The sequence below is a fragment of the Pantoea sp. nfd-35 genome (assembly GCF_056892255.1).
Genome location: NZ_CP122403.1, coordinates 4,201,486 through 4,220,089, shown reverse-complemented (window position 1 = coordinate 4,220,089; position 18,604 = coordinate 4,201,486). Strand labels below are relative to the sequence as shown.

The 18,604-nt window shown below is 54.8% G+C and carries 13 protein-coding genes and 1 riboswitch; of the genes, 6 read left to right on the top strand and 7 right to left on the bottom strand.

Annotated features, from left to right (window positions below; genetic code table 11):
- Positions 1-173: 173 nt before the first annotated feature.
- Positions 174-3,809 (top strand): methionine synthase, encoded by a 3,636-nt coding sequence (metH, locus tag P9J57_RS19505; RefSeq protein WP_232285091.1) that lies wholly within the window; start codon positions 174-176, stop codon positions 3,807-3,809.
- Between the two features lie 32 nt (positions 3,810-3,841).
- On the opposite strand, the gene P9J57_RS19500 is transcribed toward metH, so the two are convergent.
- The 5 genes from P9J57_RS19500 to pgi form a co-directional block, all read right to left on the bottom strand.
- Positions 3,842-5,932, bottom strand: coding sequence for a YjbH domain-containing protein (locus tag P9J57_RS19500; RefSeq protein WP_013024142.1), 2,091 nt, complete (start codon positions 5,930-5,932; stop codon positions 3,842-3,844).
- Positions 5,932-6,675: a capsule biosynthesis GfcC family protein gene (locus tag P9J57_RS19495; protein ID WP_013024143.1), complete on the bottom strand. Its 744-nt coding sequence runs from the start codon at positions 6,673-6,675 to the stop codon at positions 5,932-5,934. The genes P9J57_RS19500 and P9J57_RS19495 overlap by 1 nt, the downstream gene beginning before the upstream one ends.
- Positions 6,672-7,319 carry a YjbF family lipoprotein gene (locus tag P9J57_RS19490; RefSeq protein WP_033766286.1) on the bottom strand — a complete coding sequence of 216 codons (648 nt, stop codon included), beginning with the start codon at positions 7,317-7,319 and terminating at the stop codon, positions 6,672-6,674. Before P9J57_RS19490 ends, P9J57_RS19495 begins: the two co-directional genes overlap by 4 nt.
- Before the next feature lie 193 nt (positions 7,320-7,512).
- Entirely contained in the window at positions 7,513-7,761 is a 249-nt protein-coding gene (gene yjbE / locus P9J57_RS19485; protein WP_026020991.1) for an exopolysaccharide production protein YjbE, read from the bottom strand.
- 564 nt (positions 7,762-8,325) lie between these two features.
- Entirely contained in the window at positions 8,326-9,972 is a 1,647-nt protein-coding gene (pgi, locus tag P9J57_RS19480; RefSeq protein WP_014606951.1) for a glucose-6-phosphate isomerase, read from the bottom strand.
- A gap of 399 nt (positions 9,973-10,371) precedes the next feature.
- Positions 10,372-10,564: riboswitch (Lysine riboswitch) on the top strand.
- 110 nt (positions 10,565-10,674) lie between these two features.
- Here pgi and lysC point away from each other — a divergent pair.
- The gene (gene lysC / locus P9J57_RS19475; protein WP_014595054.1) at positions 10,675-12,027 is read left to right on the top strand and encodes a lysine-sensitive aspartokinase 3; all 1,353 of its coding nucleotides are present in this window, start codon (positions 10,675-10,677) and stop codon (positions 12,025-12,027) included.
- Between the two features lie 117 nt (positions 12,028-12,144).
- A complete protein-coding gene (gene panS, locus P9J57_RS19470) occupies positions 12,145-13,065 on the top strand; it encodes a ketopantoate/pantoate/pantothenate transporter PanS (protein ID WP_013024148.1) in 921 nt (306 codons plus the stop codon).
- 48 nt (positions 13,066-13,113) lie between these two features.
- On the opposite strand, the gene P9J57_RS19465 is transcribed toward panS, so the two are convergent.
- Positions 13,114-14,739 carry a Na/Pi cotransporter family protein gene (locus P9J57_RS19465; RefSeq protein ID WP_014606950.1) on the bottom strand — a complete coding sequence of 542 codons (1,626 nt, stop codon included), beginning with the start codon at positions 14,737-14,739 and terminating at the stop codon, positions 13,114-13,116.
- Between the two features lie 397 nt (positions 14,740-15,136).
- A complete protein-coding gene (locus tag P9J57_RS19460; protein ID WP_014606949.1) occupies positions 15,137-15,949 on the bottom strand; it encodes an alkaline phosphatase family protein in 813 nt (270 codons plus the stop codon).
- A gap of 627 nt (positions 15,950-16,576) precedes the next feature.
- Here P9J57_RS19460 and psiE point away from each other — a divergent pair.
- The 3 genes from psiE to ubiA all read left to right on the top strand — a co-directional run bounded on the left by psiE (position 16,577) and on the right by ubiA (position 18,480).
- Positions 16,577-16,987 (top strand): phosphate-starvation-inducible protein PsiE, encoded by a 411-nt coding sequence (gene psiE / locus P9J57_RS19455; RefSeq protein ID WP_013024151.1) that lies wholly within the window; start codon positions 16,577-16,579, stop codon positions 16,985-16,987.
- An 84-nt stretch (positions 16,988-17,071) separates the two neighbouring features.
- On the top strand, positions 17,072-17,584 hold the full coding sequence (gene ubiC / locus P9J57_RS19450; RefSeq protein WP_014606948.1) for a chorismate lyase: 513 nt from the start codon (positions 17,072-17,074) through the stop codon (positions 17,582-17,584).
- A gap of 11 nt (positions 17,585-17,595) precedes the next feature.
- Complete coding sequence (gene ubiA / locus P9J57_RS19445; RefSeq protein ID WP_029569358.1) at positions 17,596-18,480, top strand: 4-hydroxybenzoate octaprenyltransferase; 885 nt, start codon at positions 17,596-17,598, stop codon at positions 18,478-18,480.
- Positions 18,481-18,604: the final 124 nt, after the last annotated feature.

Here is an 18,604-nt window from a genome sequence, read left to right as displayed (position 1 = left end):
GTGCTGGTCAGACCTGATAATCACTTCCCTGAAAATCTCCGCTAAGGTTACTTTGAGGCATCATGACCTTATGCAAGAATGACTGGCTGGTATTTCACCAGCGCATTGACGTGGATGAGATAACCGTGAGCAATCTAACCGACGCGCTGCATCAGCAACTTGCCCACCGCATTATGGTATTAGATGGTGGAATGGGCACCATGATCCAGAGCTATAAACTGGACGAACACGATTTTCGTGGCAGCCGTTTTGCTGACTGGCCCTGCGATCTCAAAGGCAATAACGATCTGCTGGTGCTAAGTAAACCAGAGGTGATCCGCGAGATCCATGATGCGTATCTGGCCGCCGGCGCGGATATTCTCGAAACCAATACCTTTAATGCCACCCCCATTGCGATGGCGGACTACCAGATGGAAGCCCTGTCGGCAGAGATTAACTTCGCGGCCGCGAAGCTGGCGCGTACCTGCGCAGATGCGTGGACGGCAAAAACGCCAGATAAACCGCGCTATGTCGCGGGCGTACTGGGCCCCACCAACCGCACCTGCTCGATCTCACCCGATGTTAACGATCCGGCGTTCCGTAATATCACCTTCAATCAGTTGGTGGACGCCTATCGTGAGTCCACCCGGGCGCTGGTGGAAGGCGGTTGCCACATCATCATGATTGAAACGGTATTCGATACGCTCAACGCCAAAGCGGCTGTCTTTGCGGTGAAAGCAGAGATGGAAGCCCTTGGCGTGGCGCTGCCGTTGATGATCTCCGGCACCATCACCGATGCTTCAGGCCGCACGCTTTCCGGACAAACTACCGAAGCCTTTTATAATTCGTTGCGCCATGCAGAACCCTTATCCTTTGGTCTGAACTGCGCACTGGGGCCGGATGAACTACGCCAGTATGTCGCTGAACTGTCACGCATCGCCGAAGGCTATGTCACTGCCCATCCCAATGCCGGTTTGCCCAACGCCTTCGGCGAATACGATCTCGATGCAGAGGTGATGGCGCAGCAGATTGGGGAATGGGCCAACGCCGGCTTTCTGAACATTGTTGGCGGCTGCTGCGGCACCACGCCACAGCACATCGCTGCCATGGCGGCGGCCGTGGAAGGCGTTGCGCCACGTCAGCGCCCCAAACTGCCCGTTGCCTGCCGTCTTTCGGGTCTTGAACCGCTGAATATCAGTGCAGAATCGTTATTTGTGAACGTGGGAGAACGCACCAACGTTACCGGCTCTGCCAAATTTAAGCGCCTGATTAAAGAAGATAAATATCATGAGGCGCTGGAAGTCGCGTTACAACAGGTTGAGAGCGGTGCCCAGATTATTGATATCAATATGGATGAGGGAATGCTGGACGCGGAAGCCGCGATGGTGCGTTTCCTCAACCTGATTGCGGGTGAGCCCGATATTGCCCGCGTGCCCATTATGATCGACTCCTCGAAATGGGAGGTTATTGAGAAAGGGCTGCAGTGTATTCAGGGAAAAGGCATCGTCAACTCCGTCTCAATGAAAGAAGGTGAGGCCGTATTTATCGACCATGCCCGCCTTGTCCGCCGCTACGGGGCCGCCATGGTGGTGATGGCCTTCGATGAGGTGGGGCAGGCCGATACGCGTGAGCGGAAGATTGAGATCTGTCGCCGCGCCTACCAGATCCTGACGCAACAGGTGGGGTTTCCGCCTGAGGACATCATTTTCGATCCCAATATTTTTGCCGTTGCGACCGGTATCGACGAACACAACAACTACGCGATGGATTTTATTGGGGCCTGCGAAGACATTAAACGTGAACTGCCCCATGCGATGATCTCGGGCGGCGTATCTAACGTCTCGTTCTCGTTCCGGGGCAACGATCCGGTTCGTGAGGCGATTCACGCGGTGTTTCTCTACTACGCCATCCGTAACGGTATGGACATGGGAATCGTGAACGCCGGGCAGTTGGCCATTTATGACGACCTGTCTGACGAACTGCGTGAGTCCGTTGAGGACGTGATCCTTAACCGGCGCGCCGACGGTACTGAGCGATTACTGGCGCTGGCGGAAAAATACCGCCGCAATAAAAGCGACAGTGCGGATGAAAAGCAGCAGGCTGAATGGCGCGGCTGGGACGTGGTGAAACGGCTGGAATACTCACTGGTCAAAGGCATCACCGAGTTTATTGAACAGGACACGGAAGAAGCCCGTCAACAGGCCGCGCGCCCGATAGACGTGATTGAAGGGCCGCTGATGTCCGGCATGAATGTGGTGGGGGATCTGTTTGGTGAAGGCAAAATGTTCCTGCCGCAGGTCGTGAAATCGGCCCGCGTGATGAAACAGGCCGTCGCCTGGCTTGAACCCTACATTCAGGCCAGTAAAGAAGCCGGACGCAGTAACGGTAAGGTGGTGCTGGCAACGGTCAAAGGCGACGTCCACGACATTGGCAAAAACATTGTTGGCGTGGTCCTGCAGTGCAATAACTATGAGATTATCGACCTCGGCGTGATGGTGCCGGGCGAGAAAATCCTCAAGACCGCGCGCGAAGTGAAGGCTGACATCATTGGTCTTTCTGGGCTCATCACGCCGTCGCTGGATGAAATGGTCAACATGGCGAAAGAGATGGAGCGTCAGGGATTTACGCTGCCGCTGTTGATTGGTGGCGCCACCACGTCTAAAGCCCATACCGCCGTGAAAATCGAACAGCACTACAGCGGGCCCACCGTTTATGTGCAAAACGCCTCGCGCACGGTGGGTGTCGTGTCATCCCTGCTATCGGATACGCTCAGGGATGACTTCGTTGCGCGCACCCGCAAAGAATATGAAACCGTGCGTATTCAGCATGCGCGTAAAAAACCGCGCACGCCGCCGGTGTCACTCAGCGCTGCGCGCGACAACGCGACGAAGATTGACTGGGACAGCTATACACCGCCCGTAGCGAAGCACGTCGGTGTCAGGCGCGTTGACGCGGGCATTGACGTGCTGCGCAATTACATCGACTGGACGCCCTTTTTTATGACCTGGTCGCTGGCTGGCAAATACCCGCGCATCCTGGAGGATGAGGTCGTGGGCGATGAAGCGAAACGACTGTTTGCCGATGCTAACGCGATGCTGGATAAGCTGAGTGACGAAAAAGCGCTGACGCCACGCGGCGTGGTCGGCCTGTTCCCGGCTAATCGCGTGGGCGACGATATTCATATCTTTGCGGATGAGCAGCGCGATACGCTGCTGAACATCAGCCATCATCTGCGGCAGCAAACGGAAAAAACCGACTTTGCCAACTACTGTCTGGCCGATTTTGTGGCGCCGAAAAGCAGCGGTAAAGCTGATTATATCGGGGCTTTTGCCGTTACGGGCGGGCTGGAAGAAGATGCGCTGGCCGAGGCTTACGATAAGCAGCAGGACGACTACAACAAGATTATGGTCAAAGCTATCGCGGACCGCTTAGCCGAAGCCTTCGCCGAATATCTGCACGAACAGGTGCGCAAAACAATTTGGGGTTTTGCTCCCGATGAGCACCTCAGTAATGAGGCGCTCATCCGCGAAAATTATCAGGGCATTCGCCCGGCGCCGGGCTATCCGGCCTGTCCGGAACACACTGAGAAAGCCACTATCTGGGCGCTGCTGGATGTGGAAACGCACGCGGGTATGAAACTCACGGAGTCTTTTGCCATGTGGCCGGGCGCCTCGGTATCAGGCTGGTACTTCAGCCACCCTGACAGCCGCTACTTCGCCGTGGCGCAGATTCAGCGCGATCAGGTTGAGGACTATGCGGCGCGTAAGCGCATGTCGGTAAGCGAAGTGGAGCGCTGGCTGGCCCCCAATCTGGGTTACGACGCCGACTAAAAAAACAAGGCAGCCTGATGGCTGCCTCTTTTTTAGTTAAACCGGGCGTCACGGTCCGAGGTCATGTCATACAGCTGGTACTTCCTTCCCAGCATCTGGCCACCATCACGGGTGAGCGGTACCCAGTTAATCTGCGCACGGCCACGGGTTGGCGTAACGGTAAACAGATCCATGGGGATGGAGATATAGAAGCCTTTAGTAAAGTCACCTTCGCCATACTGTTGCGATGATACGTTGGTTTTTGTGGCATAAACGCCAACCATCACGCCACTGTCGAAGCGCTTAGAGAGATCAATCGTGACGCCTTTATCCTTCGCCAGATACTGCCCGACGCTGGCTTTCACTAAGACGTTCTCCATAAACCAGGGGCGCCAGTAGCCGGTAAGGTTGCCGGTAGGCGCTTCGTAACGGGTGAATCTCATCATGTCATCCCAGTCACGCTGGCGCACATAGTTAGCATCCACGCCAACGGCCCAGTTGCTGTCTACCGGACGATAGAGGACTTCGCCGCCTACGCCGCCATACATGGTTTCCAGATAGCCGCCGTAGACCTGGCCATAGAATCCGTTACCCAGATAATCCATGTAGTTGGCTTGCAGATCGTTAACGTAAACGTTGTTCTCAACGTAGTCGCGAATGTGCGTACGCACGCGTGGCAGCGTGGAATCCGCAGGTGCGCCGTTGTAGTTAAATTTGTCGTAATTGTTCGCAACGTTAGCAAACAGGCTACCGCCTACCAGCAAGTGATCGGTGAGCCAGTAATCGACGTTGCCCATCACGCCAACCTGGTACAGATAGAAACTTTCCGGGCCGCCCACAGACTGGTTAAGTACCGGCGACAGGCTGTAACTCAGGCGCTCTTTGCGAATAAACATGCCCTGCTCGGTAGGCTCCGGATCAACCGGATCTGTGCGGACCTGTTGTAACGGCTTTTCATGCCCTAATGGATAACCCCCCAGCTCGTTGCGCAGGCTGGCAACGGAGGTTTCTGTCGTGACCTGAGGCATGTTGTAACGCGACTCCGTCACGTTTATGGTCTCAATACCGTCTGGGAGATGATTCATGATGATGCGGTTCGCGCGATCCACACCTTCACGCGTGTCACGGTATTTGGTTTGCTCGCCTGATACGTACAGCGTGCTGCCTTTGGTCTGGATTTTTGGACCAGCCAGGCCTGCGTTGTACTTCAGTTCAGACAGCTGATTACCTGTCACCGTGGTTTCCAGCAGCTTAGGTTGCGGGTTCGGGTTGTACGCAGGTTTCGGACTGTCGATATGATCCTGATGCATATCGTTGAAGTTGGTGCGAATGGTGAAGCCGAACATAAAAGTATTGCCGCGCTCATAGCTGGCATTGATATCGGCCCAGTCAGTGACGCGGTAGATTGCACCGACGTTGACCTTGCTGCGCTGCGGCAGGCGTCCGGCGAAATCATCCTTGTAATCGTTACCTTCGTATTCCACCTTCAGGCGCAGCGGCTGCCAGGGCGTCTGGTATTCTATCCCGCCAAATACCGCCGAAGGGCCGTGGAACATCTGCGAGCCATTGATCGATCCCGCCTGACCGACGCCGGGACGCTGACAGTAGCTGTCGCTGTAGGAACAGAAGGGATTTTTCACGGTTCCGCTGTTGCCCAGATAGCCCCAGCCCATACCCAACGTAAAGTCGAACGGCCCCCAGGCTTTGGTGGCGACCAGGTACTCGCTGTCGAACAGGCCGGTGCCGCCCAGATCGCGGGTACCAAACGAGACCTCCGGCAGCCAGTAACCTTCCTGCCACAGGCGCAGCTTCAGGTCGAAAGCTTTATCTTTATAGCTTTGGTTGCCGCTGAAACTTTCCACCGCGCTGTAACGCCGGGTGCGCACATCGGTATAACGCACGGTTGTTTCCAGCCAGGGAAAAAGCTGCAGTGAAGCAGAATAGTAGCGATACTGATCATTATCGCGGAAGTTCAGGCTAAATTCGCCCTCTTTCGCCATACGCGCGGTGGGCACCTGCATCAGGCCCACGCCGCCAAAATCAGACTGCGAAGGCGTTACCGGCGCGGCATACATTTCCGCATGGGCCTGACAGGCGCTTGCCACAGAAACAGCCAACAGGCTGAGAAGATAACGTTTTTTCATCAGTCTGGTATCCGGTGAGTCAGAACAGAAACAAGGCGATCATTCAGGTCTTTAAACGCGCCTGGCAGGCTCCACGACGAGAAGCCCGTCATAATGATGCTGCCGGGTTCGGGTTCAACGTGGCGGTGATTCCAGTAGGCCACAGGCGCTTCCCGCGTCGTGCCGTCCGGCGCAATCACAATCGCGATATTACGTTCTGCTCCAGCCAGGCGGGGGTGCTCGCTCAGGTAATCCCGTACGGATTTCCCTGGCTGCCAGTTCACGGCACCGGCACCCGCGATGGGGCCAAACAACAGGACGCTGGTGCTGGGCTGGGTAAGGTAGAGATCGTAGCTGCCTTCCAGGCGGCGGTTATCCATCGTGTGCAGACGGATCCAGTCGGGATCCAGGGAGGTGAACTGCCGCCCGGTCACCCGGATACCGCTTAACTGATGAATAACGGCATCAATTGCCGCAGCCTGCTCTCCGCTACTGTCGGCACGCCAGGCGCGCAACTGCGCCAGCGTTTGCTGATACTGCTGCTGCGCGACTGCCGTTGCCCCGCGCTCGGCAATAACGGCGCGTCGCCAGTCAGTCTTTGTCATCAGCGCGGGCTGAGTCACCAGCTGTGCCAGGTTTTCCACCTGGTTAACCTGAACACTCTGGGTATCGTGGGGGGCATGCACGGTAACCTGACCTGCGGCCTGAGCGGCCAGGGTGGTGAGCAGGCTCATTCCTGCCAACAAGCGTGTTATGTTTTTCATGATTTTGCCGGCTTCAGAATGGTGATATCAACAGGGAATGCATCGGCAGCCAGCATTTGTCGGGACTGCACGACCTGACCGCTACTGTTGTCGATCCAGAACGTGTTTTGCCACTCGCGATCTAGGCTGTCGATATGAAGCTGCTCATGCCAGACGCGGCAGGCAATGCGGTTCCCCGCAATATCCAGCACCTCGTCATCGCCCCGCGTGAAGGTTGAGCTCAGGGTTCCGCTATGGACGTTGCCCTGAACGGTCCACTGAACAATTCGCGTCCAGCTGTCTCCGTTGCTGAGGTGCAGGCCTTTAGCCAGCGGATCCTGCTGTAAATTGCTGACGTCTGTCAGATTGTCAGGCAGGCCCAGCGTTTTGATCAGCCTGCCATGTGCGGTGACCAGCATCGATTGATCGCGAGTGACCCACTTTTGCTGGCCATTTTCGTTATAACCCAGCACGACAAAAATGCGCTGGCCATCATTGATTCGGGCATACAGGCTGGCATAGGGCAGATTATCAATCTGCTGAGGCGTGACGGTGACATCTTCTGGCCCTTCAATGGCCATCATCACGGTCTGTTCGAGTCCTTTTTGCGTTTGTGTACAGGCCTGCAGCAGCAGGCAAACGAGCAGCAGCGGAAGTTGGCGCACAATGTGTCCCTGATAAATGATGCCAAAGTAAAAATAACCACACGAAAGTGTGGTTATGTTTAAAGCTCCCATACCCTTACTCGTTCAGGCCGCCGACGCTGTGGCATCCTGATAGCGACTCATTTACCTGCGCAAACGAATCGTGATATGCGCGTTCGCAGCCTTGCTACAGCCCGAATGAGCAGGGTACCCATCAACGCGTGGTGCCCGTTGTGGTTGTGGTTGTTGTACCAGTATTTGCCCCGTCACCACCGCCAGAAGCGGCAACACCGAGTCCTACTAACGCGCCGAGCACGCCGATACCTACAGCGGTCGTCGTACCTGCGGACATGGTGCCCGCCTGTGCGCCCGCTGCAGCACCAGCTTCTTCCGGCGCGGCAAACGCACTGGAAGAGACGGCTACGTAAAGTAATGCCAGACCGGCAATCATGCGTTTTTTCATAACAACACCTACATTGAGTGAATGAAGGATTGCTATCCGACATTTTTGCACAACAGCATAAACCGTTGACGCAAAGCCGAAGGACAGACCCATTACGGGCGCGTCCAGTATAGGGCAACAAAATACCAGAGTTCAGTAATGTAAAAACCTGTCAGTCTGTGAGGGCGTAAACGGGCTAAATTAAGTAAATTCAGCGTTAACTTATTTTAAAGGCATGGGTTTATGTTGAAAAGCCGGATATTTGTCTGCAAAGACGGAGAAAGCAAAGCGGTTTCTACTTATTTAGTATTCTTTGGTACGGAATAAGAATTATCGGAATTTCCTTAAGCGTGGTTAAATTAAATAACATTATAAAACAACAGGTAAGAATGATCTTCGTGCCGTTTTAGGGCCATTTTTAATAAGATTGTCATGATTTAACCCCGGCTAACTTCGGATTTGCCTCAGCCTATTTTAAGAATTATCCAATCCGTATATCGACTTTTCAGATAAAAAGCGGGTTGCACTCTCCATCATAGAATAAAAAAGGCGACTAAATAGCCGCCTTTTTGTGCCTGGAGAAATTTAACGCCAACGCTTGTAGCGATTAATTAAGGCATTAGTGGAGCTGTCATGACTGGTAATATCACTGTCATTTTCGAGCTCTGGCAGAATACGGTTTGCCAGTTGTTTGCCCAGCTCAACGCCCCACTGATCGAAGGTAAAGATGTTCAGAATGGCACCCTGGGTGAAGATTTTATGTTCATACAGGGCAATCAGGGCACCCAGGCTAAACGGCGTGATTTCGCGTAGCAAAATAGAGTTAGTAGGCCGGTTACCTTCAAACACTTTAAACGGCACAATATGCGCGACCGACTCGGCAGACTTGCCGGCGTCGGTGAACTCTTTCTGAACCACATCACGCGATTTACCAAAGGCCAGGGCCTCGGTCTGGGCAAAGAAGTTAGACAGCAGTTTAGGATGGTGATCGGCAAGCGCATTGTGGCTCACAGCAGGGGCGATAAAGTCGCACGGGACCAGTTTGGTGCCCTGATGAATCAGCTGGTAGAACGCGTGCTGGCCGTTTGTACCCGGTTCGCCCCAGATAATCGGGCCTGTCTGATAGGTAACAGGCTGGCCTGCACGGTCAACGTATTTACCGTTCGATTCCATATTTCCCTGTTGGAAATAGGCCGCGAAGCGATGCATATATTGGTCGTACGGCAGGATGGCTTCTGTTTCGGCACCGAAGAAGTTGTTGTACCAGATCCCGATCAGCGCCAGCAGCACCGGAAGATTCTGCTCCGCTGGCGTGGTTGAGAAGTGCTTATCCATGGCGTGCGCGCCGCTCAGCAGCTGCTCAAAATTATCGAAGCCAATAGAAAGGATAATTGACAGACCGATTGCTGACCAGAGTGAATAGCGACCGCCTACCCAGTCCCAGAATTCGAACATGTTGTCCGTATCAATACCAAATTCGCCTACCGCTTTGGCATTGGTGGAGAGCGCAGCAAAGTGCTTCGCAACGTGCTGTTGATCGCCGGCCGTTTTCAGGAACCAGTCACGCGCACTGTGGGCGTTGGTCATGGTTTCCTGGGTGGTGAAGGTTTTAGAGGCGACCAGGAACAGCGTGGTTTCAGGACTCAGATCTTTTAGCGTTTCGGCAATGTGCGTGCCATCGACGTTAGACACAAAATGCATGTTCAGGTGATTTTTATACGGGCGCAGCGCTTCCGTCACCATGAAGGGACCGAGGTCAGATCCACCGATACCGATGTTAACAACGTCCGTAATGGGTTTTCCGGTATAGCCTTTCCAGTCACCGCCGATAATGCGTTCGGAAAAGCCTTTCATTTTTTCCAGCACGGCGTTGACTTCAGGCATGACATCTTTGCCATCAACGATAATCGGCGTATTACTGCGGTTACGCAGCGCGACGTGCAGCACGGCGCGATCTTCAGTGCGGTTAATCTTCTCACCCGAGAACATAGACTTAATCGCACCGCTTAAATCGGTCTCTTTTGCCAGTGCCTGAAGCTTATCGAGGGTTTCCTGAGTAATGCGGTTTTTCGAAAAATCCACCAGCATCTGGTCGTCAAAGGTGGCTGAGAATTTAGCAAAACGATCGGCATCCTGGGCAAACAGGTCGGCAATTTTCGCCGTTTTCATCTGTTCATAGTGCTCTTGCAGCGCTTTCCAGGCTGCGGTTTGGGTCGGATTGATATTTTTCATGGCAACACTCTTGTTGATATTAAGAACCGTCATTCCATCGGGGTCGCATCGTACCCGGTTAGCATTTCAGTATGACCACAGTTGCAACTGAAAGGAAAATTTTGTCTGCGCCATAAAGGCACCATGATGAAAACACGCTGTTTTACGGTCAATAATGCGGCAAGATTTCAGCCTGATTCCATGGGGGAAAGGCTGAAAAGTATGGCCTGTTAGCAGACCGCATACCTTGTGCCACATCAGAAAGTGGTGGCGTTGCTGAAGCCATTAAGCACTGTAGTCGCTGCATTAGGGCAAAATTTGTTATCCGGTGCGCTCTGCATGAAAAATTGTCCCACAGCGGTCATTGACAGCAGGGCCAGAAATCGATAAATCTATGCGCGCTACTTGCGCACCCGTGCGCAAGCCAGAAGAGGCGCGTCGCCCAGGCAGTGTGTTGGAGGAACCGTATCCGGCGATAACACATCAGGGGGAGCGACGCCGAGGTGGTAAACACACGGTGTGTTGACTGTCGGCTACAGGGGCTGAATCCTCTGGGTTGTCACCAGAAACGTCCACAGTCGGACGTTTTGCAAGGTGGAGCGCTTCTGGGTGACTCGTCTATTCGATCTTACCCGTTTCTGCTCTTTCCTTGTGCTTAGGCTGAATTACTGTTTCTCACCCGTTAACGGATGAGGGCAACGTACCCTGACACGAGGTCATACAATGTCTCTGAATCTGAATGTAGCGAAATTTGGCGGTACCAGCGTTGCCGATTTCGATGCCATGAACCGTAGCGCCGATGTGGTATTGCAGGACAGCAATACCCGGCTGGTGGTGCTTTCTGCCTCTGCAGGCATCACAAACCTGCTGGTCTCTCTTGCCGAAGGCCAGGAGACATCGCAGCGTGCAGCGCAACTCGATGACATCCGCCGCATTCAATACGCCATCATCGATCGTCTGCAAAATCCGGACGTCATTCGCGACGAAATCGACCGCATCATTGATAACATCGGCATGCTGTCCGATGCGGCCGCGCTGGCCACGTCTAACGCCTTAACCGACGAACTGGTCAGCCACGGCGAACTGATGTCGACCTTGCTGTTCGTTGAGATCCTGCGTGAACGCAAGGTTAATGCAGAATGGTTCGATGTACGCAAAGTCATGCGCACCAATGACCGTTTTGGCCGTGCTGAGCCCGATGTGGCCGTACTGGCTGAACAGGTTAGCGCGCAACTGCAACCGCGTATTGCTGCGTCACTGGTGGTGACCCAGGGCTTTATCGGCAGCGAAGAAAAAGGGCGCACGACCACGTTAGGTCGCGGCGGCAGTGACTACACGGCTGCCTTGCTGGGTGAAGCGTTAAAAGCCTCGCGCGTGGATATCTGGACGGACGTGCCGGGGATCTACACCACCGATCCGCGCGTGGTGCCTGCGGCAAAACGTATTGATGAGATCACCTTTGAAGAAGCGGCTGAAATGGCCACCTTTGGGGCCAAAGTGCTGCACCCTGCGACGCTGCTGCCTGCGGTGCGTAGCGACATTCCGGTGTTTGTTGGTTCCAGTAAAGATCCTGCCGCGGGCGGTACGCGCGTGTGCAATGAGACGGCGAATCCACCGCTGTTCCGTGCGCTGGCGCTGCGCCGCAAGCAAACCCTGGTCACGCTGCACAGCCTGAATATGCTACACACGCCGGGCTTCCTGTCTGAAGTGTTCAATATTCTGGTGCGTCACAACGTGTCAGTGGATCTGATCACCACGTCGGAAGTCAGCGTGGCGTTAACGCTGGATACCACGGGATCAACCTCAACGGGCGACAATCTGCTGAGCCAGGCGCTGCTGACGGAGCTGTCGTCACTCTGTCGGGTGGAAGTGGAAGAAAACCTGGCGCTGGTGGCCATTATCGGCAACGAATTGTCGAAAGCTTGCGGCGTAGGGAAAGAGGTCTTCGGCGTGCTCGAACCTTTTAACCTGCGGATGATCTGCTACGGTGCCAGCAGCTACAATCTCTGTTTCCTTGTGCCGGGCAATGATGCTGAAAGCGTAGTGCGTACACTGCATCACAATTTGTTTGAATAAGCGCTCAGCCGCCACTGGGTTAAAGCCGGGCTCTGTCCGGCTTTTTCACGACAGGCCGCCAGGCGGCACAGCGTGCTTTCACAGTAGTCCCTCACTCGCTCATAAGGATATCTGTTTATGCTTGCCACCTTAACTCGTCTGTTTCCTTTGTGGGCAATTCTGTTGTCTGTCGCTGCCTACTATTCACCCACAACCTTTCTTGGCATCGGTCCATGGGTCGCTTATCTGCTGATGCTGATTATGTTTGGCATGGGCGTAACGCTGAACATTGATGATTTTAAACGCGTGCTGACGCGCCCGGCGCCGGTTATTGCCGGCACCTTCTTACACTATCTGGTCATGCCGCTGGCCGCCTGGGCGCTGGCTAAGCTGTTTCATATGCCGCCGGATCTCGCTGCGGGGATGATTCTGGTGGGCAGCGTTGCCAGTGGGACCGCTTCTAACGTCATGATCTATCTGGCTAAAGGCGATGTGGCCCTGTCGGTGACGATCTCGTCGGTGTCAGCATTGGTGGGCGTGTTTGCCACTCCGCTGCTGACGCGCTTTTACGTGGATACGCACATTCAGGTTGATGTCGCTGGGATGCTACTGAGCATCGTGAAGATCGTCGTGATCCCTATCGGGTTAGGCCTGATCATCCATCACACCATGAACAGCGTGGTGCGCCGGATCGAGCCCTATCTACCAGCCTTTTCCATGCTCTGTATTCTGCTGATCATCAGCGCCGTCGTGGCAGGTAGCCAGGGCTTTATTGCCTCAGTCGGTGTCATGGTGATTGCAGCGGTCATCCTGCACAATGCCATTGGTCTGCTGGGAGGCTACTGGGGCGGTAAACTGTTTGGCTTTGATGAGTCCACCTGCCGCACGCTGGCGCTTGAGGTCGGTATGCAAAACTCAGGACTGGCCGCAACGCTGGGCAAACTTTACTTTTCTCCTCTGGCAGCGCTGCCGGGCGCCCTGTTCTCTGTCTGGCATAACCTGTCCGGTTCACTGCTGGCGGGTTACTGGTCGGGTAAACCTGTTGAGAAAAAGAAGTAGTTTTTTGCCTGTACAACCGACATCACGGGGCCGGATGGCCCCTGTAAATTAATCCCCGTCCCTTTCGTCATCCGGCTGTTCCAGCACCGTGTAGGCCACTGCGCAGAACAGGGAGTTTAGCCGCTTCATATCACCCAGCAGGCCCAGATGGAGTGAGCTAGTTTCAATGCTCTGCACATTCTGCTGGTGCAGGCGATTGACGTGTGAATGGGAATAACGGCGTATTTTCAGGCGGAAACGGTGTTTGGCTCGGCGCAACCGCTTCGCGCTGGTGACGTCGTGCGAGAGGAAAACCGACAGGCTCAGCCGCAGGTTTTCAACCAGCTGTTCGTAGAGTGACTCAAGCTCTTTCATGCCTTCTGGCGAAAAGGTCCGCCGCGCGGCAAGAGACTTATCGGCTACATCGCCGCTCATGCGTTCAATGATATCGCCTGCCATTTCCAGATTTAGCGACATTTCAATCACTTCTCCCCAACGGCGAGAATCCTGCTCTGATAAATCCTCTTTGGGCATGCGCGCCAGATAGAGTTTGATGGCGGTGTAGAGCACATCGACGTCATCATCCAGCCGCCGCACGCGACGTTCCGCGCGTGCTTCTCCACGAACCACTTGCAGAAACGTGTCCAGCATCTGCTCCAGCACGTCGCCCATGCGCAACGCTTCGCGCGCCGCGTTAACCAACGCCAGTGCCGGTGTATCCAGCGCGCTGCTGTCAAGGTGCCTGGGTTTCAGCGTGGTATCGCTTTCGGCATCGTCAGCAATCAGTCGGCAACACAGACGCGCCATGGCATCGGCGAACGGCACCATCACCACGCAGCGAATCAGGTTGTAGAAAACGTGAAAGAAGATCACCAGCTCTTCGTCGTTCACCGGCAGCTTGTCCAGCCATACCGCAACCGGATCGACAAAGGGCAGAATCAATACGCAGCCAATCAGCTTAAACAGCAGGCTGCCCATCGCGACGCGTTTACCCGCCGCGTTGGAGCCACTGCCGTTGATGACGGCCAGTAAACCACTGCCGAGGTTAGCGCCAATCACCAGGCACAACGCCACCTTAAAGGCGATCACGCCCGTTGCCGTCAGGGTGGCCGTAATCAGCACCGCTGCCAGGCTTGAGTAGCTGATAATCGCAAAGACCGCGCCGATCAAGGCATCCAGCATCACATCACCCGTTAAGCTGGAAAACAGCACCTGTACGCCCGAGGCCTGGGTGATTGGCCTGGCGGCTTCGACAATCAACTGCAGCGCCAGCAGGATAAGCCCCAGACCAATGCTGGTACGTCCAAGCTGTCCTGCGCGGGTTTGTTTGCGGCTGATGAAAAACACTACGCCAAAAAAGATAAACAGTGGTGAAAGCCAGGAGAGATCAAACGTCAGGACGCGCGCCATAATGGCTGTCCCGACGTCAGCACCCAATATCACCACCAATGCCGGTGTCAGGCTCACCAGGTTTTGGGCCACAAATGAGGTCACCAGCAGCGTGGTGGCATTGCTGCTTTGTACCAGCATGGTCACGCCAATGCCGGCCAGGAACGCCATGGGTTTCTTTTCTACACTGCGGCTGAGCACCCGGCGCAAATCGGCACCGTATACGCGCATAATTCCGGAGCGGGTAATGTGCGTGCCCCATACCAGAAGCGCAACGGCAGAGAGTAAGTTAAGCAGGGTTAACACGTATAGTGGCTCCTTAACCATCAGGCTTCAGGCGGTTCAGATTGCCAGCCTGATGGAGAACGCAATCTGATCACGTGATTGCCGGACGCTGTGCAATTTTTTTCAGTGTTTTAAACAACCTGCGCAACGTCGACATCTCTAAATGTAGACTACTCTGGCGATCTGCATGGACAAATCCGGCCTGCGCGCACCGCTTCGTTTACCGGGCGAGCCTTTTCAGGCCGATTAGACGGTCAGCGGTAGCGCATCGCACCGGCAGAAACGTTCAGTGGGCGCGGGGCTGGCCGGAGAGGGCTGCGGGTGATACCCGGTTGCTGACCCTGGCAGGTCAGCACAGGAGCGGGTTTAAGACGTTCATGTTCTTAACCCTTCCGCCGCACGGGGAAGGGCGCCAGCTTCAGTATGCTGAGCCCGCCAGCAGGGCATGATGGACTGGCTTATCATGGAGCACATCAAGCAGTGAACACAGGGTGCCACAAAGCTCGGTTTGTTGAGGCGCCAGGCCGGGCCTTAGCGAGAATCCCTCGCCAAACACAAACAGCGGAACGGTCGTTTCTTCTGGCAGCATGCCACCGTGCGACCGGTCGTCGTTCATCCCGTGGTCGGCCGTGACGACGACCTGATAGCCTTCTGCCAGCCAGCCGGGCATCCACTGCGACAGATAGCCATCCGCCATGCGCGCGCGGTTACGGTACTGCGCAGAAGACAGGCCATGCTGATGTCCGGCATGATCGATATTCATCGGATGAATCAGCAGGAAATCCGGGTTGTAACGTAACCGAAGACTCTCGGCATCTTCAAACAGGTGCGAGTCTGGATAGCTGTCATCGACGTAAAAATGACCAAACTGAACAGGCAGGGTCGGGGCCTCAGTGTGGCGATCGCGTGCCGGGACGAAAGGGGTGCGGTTATACAGCTCGCTTATCCAGTGGTAAGCGGCGGCGGCGGTGGTCAGTCCAGCATCGCGCGCATAGTGAAACACACTGCGTTCGCGGCTCATACGGTTAACGTCGTTATGAATGATGCCACTCTGCACCGGCGCAACGCCGGTCAGAATACATTCATACAGCGGACGTGACAGCGAGGGTAGCTCGCAGGTCAGGCTGTAATAATGCCCTCTGTCCTGGGCGCATTCCGCATGCAGGTAGCCCATAGCATGTTGAGCAACGTAGTGACTCAGGCCATCCAAAATCACCAAAATCGTTTTCATGTTTTCTCCTTGCTGCGCCGCTGAATTTGCGCGTCTGAGCCCTCAGGGATCACTGTGAGGTTATCTGACGCGGTGACAGGCTTTGATTTCACGTCTCATTACCGCCTGCGCAGGATCTATTTTGATAGTGTGCGCACACTAACTTATTGCGAGCCGTCTGCTTTCTGGTGACGTCTCGCGTACTGCATCGCGTTTTTTGCGGCCACCTGACTCTGCTCACTGTCAGAGGACAGAAGCCACGCGCCAGCTCAGGGCAGTAAACGCCTTCATCCAGAGGCGCGGGTGAAAGCATTGTCTGACGCCGTCGTTCGCAAAAGCCGAGCCAATGTAGTCTGCGGATATGAAAAATGGATGACAGGCTTAACAACCCGCGGCACGGCGAAAATCAGCCGCCGTAACGGGCCGATGTGAGCCGCAGCAACACAGCAATAAAAAACCGGCCTGTACAGCTGTGTCATTCCGCCTTTGGGAGACGGAATTCACCCTGCCTGACAGGGAACACGGCACGTCTCAACGTTGTGTCGGAGAGGGCAGCGGATGCGGTAAGCCTGACGGCTATATTGTGATTTAGGTCACACTAAAGCATGATAACGCTAACCGAACTCCATTCGATTCTCGAGGCGTGACATGAGTGATAAAAATCCTGCAGCACAGAAGATTGCGCGCCTGATGCAGTGGGTGCTGAACGCGGGGCTGTTGATCCTGGCCTTCATTTTGATGGTATTTTTGGGCAAGGAGACGGTACATCTGGCCAATGTGCTGTTTAGCACCGGTGAGCAGGCGTCCTCCTACCTGCTAATTGAGGGCATTGTGATTTATTTTCTCTACTTTGAGTTCATTGCACTCATCGTGAAGTACTTTCAGTCGGGCTACCATTTTCCCTTGCGCTATTTTGTCTATATCGGGATTACGGCCATCATCAGGCTGATCATCGTCGACCATAAAAATCCCTTTGATACGCTGTGCTACTCTGCGGCCATCCTGCTGCTGGTGATCACGCTGTGGCTGGCAAACAGTAACCGGCTTAAACGCGAGTAATCACGTTCTCAGCATTCAGGACGGGTGTTCCTCGTATCGCTCTGCGCTAAACTACCTCTCTGAAAATTTTTAGGGGAAAGTGCCATGACGCAAGACCCGCTCCGTTCGTTACGTTCACTTAACTGGCTGGCGCTGGACGATGCCGCATTGACGCAACCGCTTCGTGACTGGCTAATGGAAGAGGATTCCATGACGCGACGTTTTGAACAGCATTGCCAGAAGGTCAGGGTGGAACCTGTACGTGAGGGCTTTATCTCCGCCGATGAACTCGGCGATGAAGGGGCATTACTCCCTGCCGATCAGCGTTTCTGGCTGCGAGAAGTCATCCTCTACGGGGATGAGGAACCTTGGCTGGCAGGGCGCACGCTGGTGCCAGAAAGTACCCTCAACGGCCCGGAAGCGATGTTACAGCAACTCGGTACGCGCCCGCTGGGGCGTTATCTGTTCTCGTCATCAACGCTGACCCGCGATTTCATTGAGCCTGGCCGCGTTGATGCGCTCTGGGGACGCCGCTCGCGCCTGCGACTGTCAGGGAAACCGCTGCTGTTAACGGAACTGTTTTTACCGGCTTCGCCGCTCTATCGTGATCAAGGTTAAGGGTTTGACCTGTGCAGAACACACAAAACATGACGAAATGGCAGGCTTACAGCCGCCTGATGCGCATTGATAAGCCGATTGGCGCTCTGCTGCTGCTGTGGCCAACATTGTGGGCGCTGTGGTTGGCAAAGATGGCTGTTCCGCCCCTACACATACTGGCGGTGTTTGTCGCCGGGGTATTTGTTATGCGCGCCGCAGGCTGTGTCATCAATGATTATGCCGATCGCAAGGTCGATGGTCATGTCGAGCGCACGAAGCACCGGCCGCTGGCAAGCGGTGCCGTCACTGCGAAAGAGGCCAAATACTTATTTGTGGTGTTAGGACTGATTGCCTTTGCCCTGGTGCTGAGCATGAACCTGATGACCATCATGCTCTCGGTCGTGGGCCTGGCACTGGCCTGGGTCTATCCGTTTATGAAGCGCTATACGCATTTGCCGCAGGTGGTGCTGGGCGCGGCATTTGGCTGGGCGATTCCCATGGCATGGTCAGCAGTTAGTGAGTCCTTACCTCTTGTCTGCTGGCTGGTATTTCTGGCTAACATTTGCTGGACGGTGGCCTATGACACGCAATATGCCATGGTCGATCGCGATGATGACTTGAAGATTGGCGTTAAATCAACGGCGATACTGTTTGGCCGCTACGACAAATTCATTATTGGTTTGCTGCAGTTGGCGACGCTGGTACTCATGGCGTGGGTAGGGATGATTCTGGATCTGAACGGGGCGTTTTACTGGACACTATTGCTGGCTGGCGGGCTGTTTGTTTATCAGCAAAAGCTGATCGCAGAGCGCGATCGCCAGGCCTGTTTCCGCGCTTTTCTGAACAACAACTACGTAGGACTGGTTCTGTTTCTGGGCGTGCTGATGAATACGCCGCCGTTTTCACAGCTTCTTTAAACGCCATTGACAGGACATCACAGCCAGCTTGTGGATTGGAAAGTGGGTCAAAGCGGGTAGTTGCGCCATGCCAGCACGCGGATAAAAAAGGCGACCTCAATGGTCGCCTTTTTCGTTGTCGCTG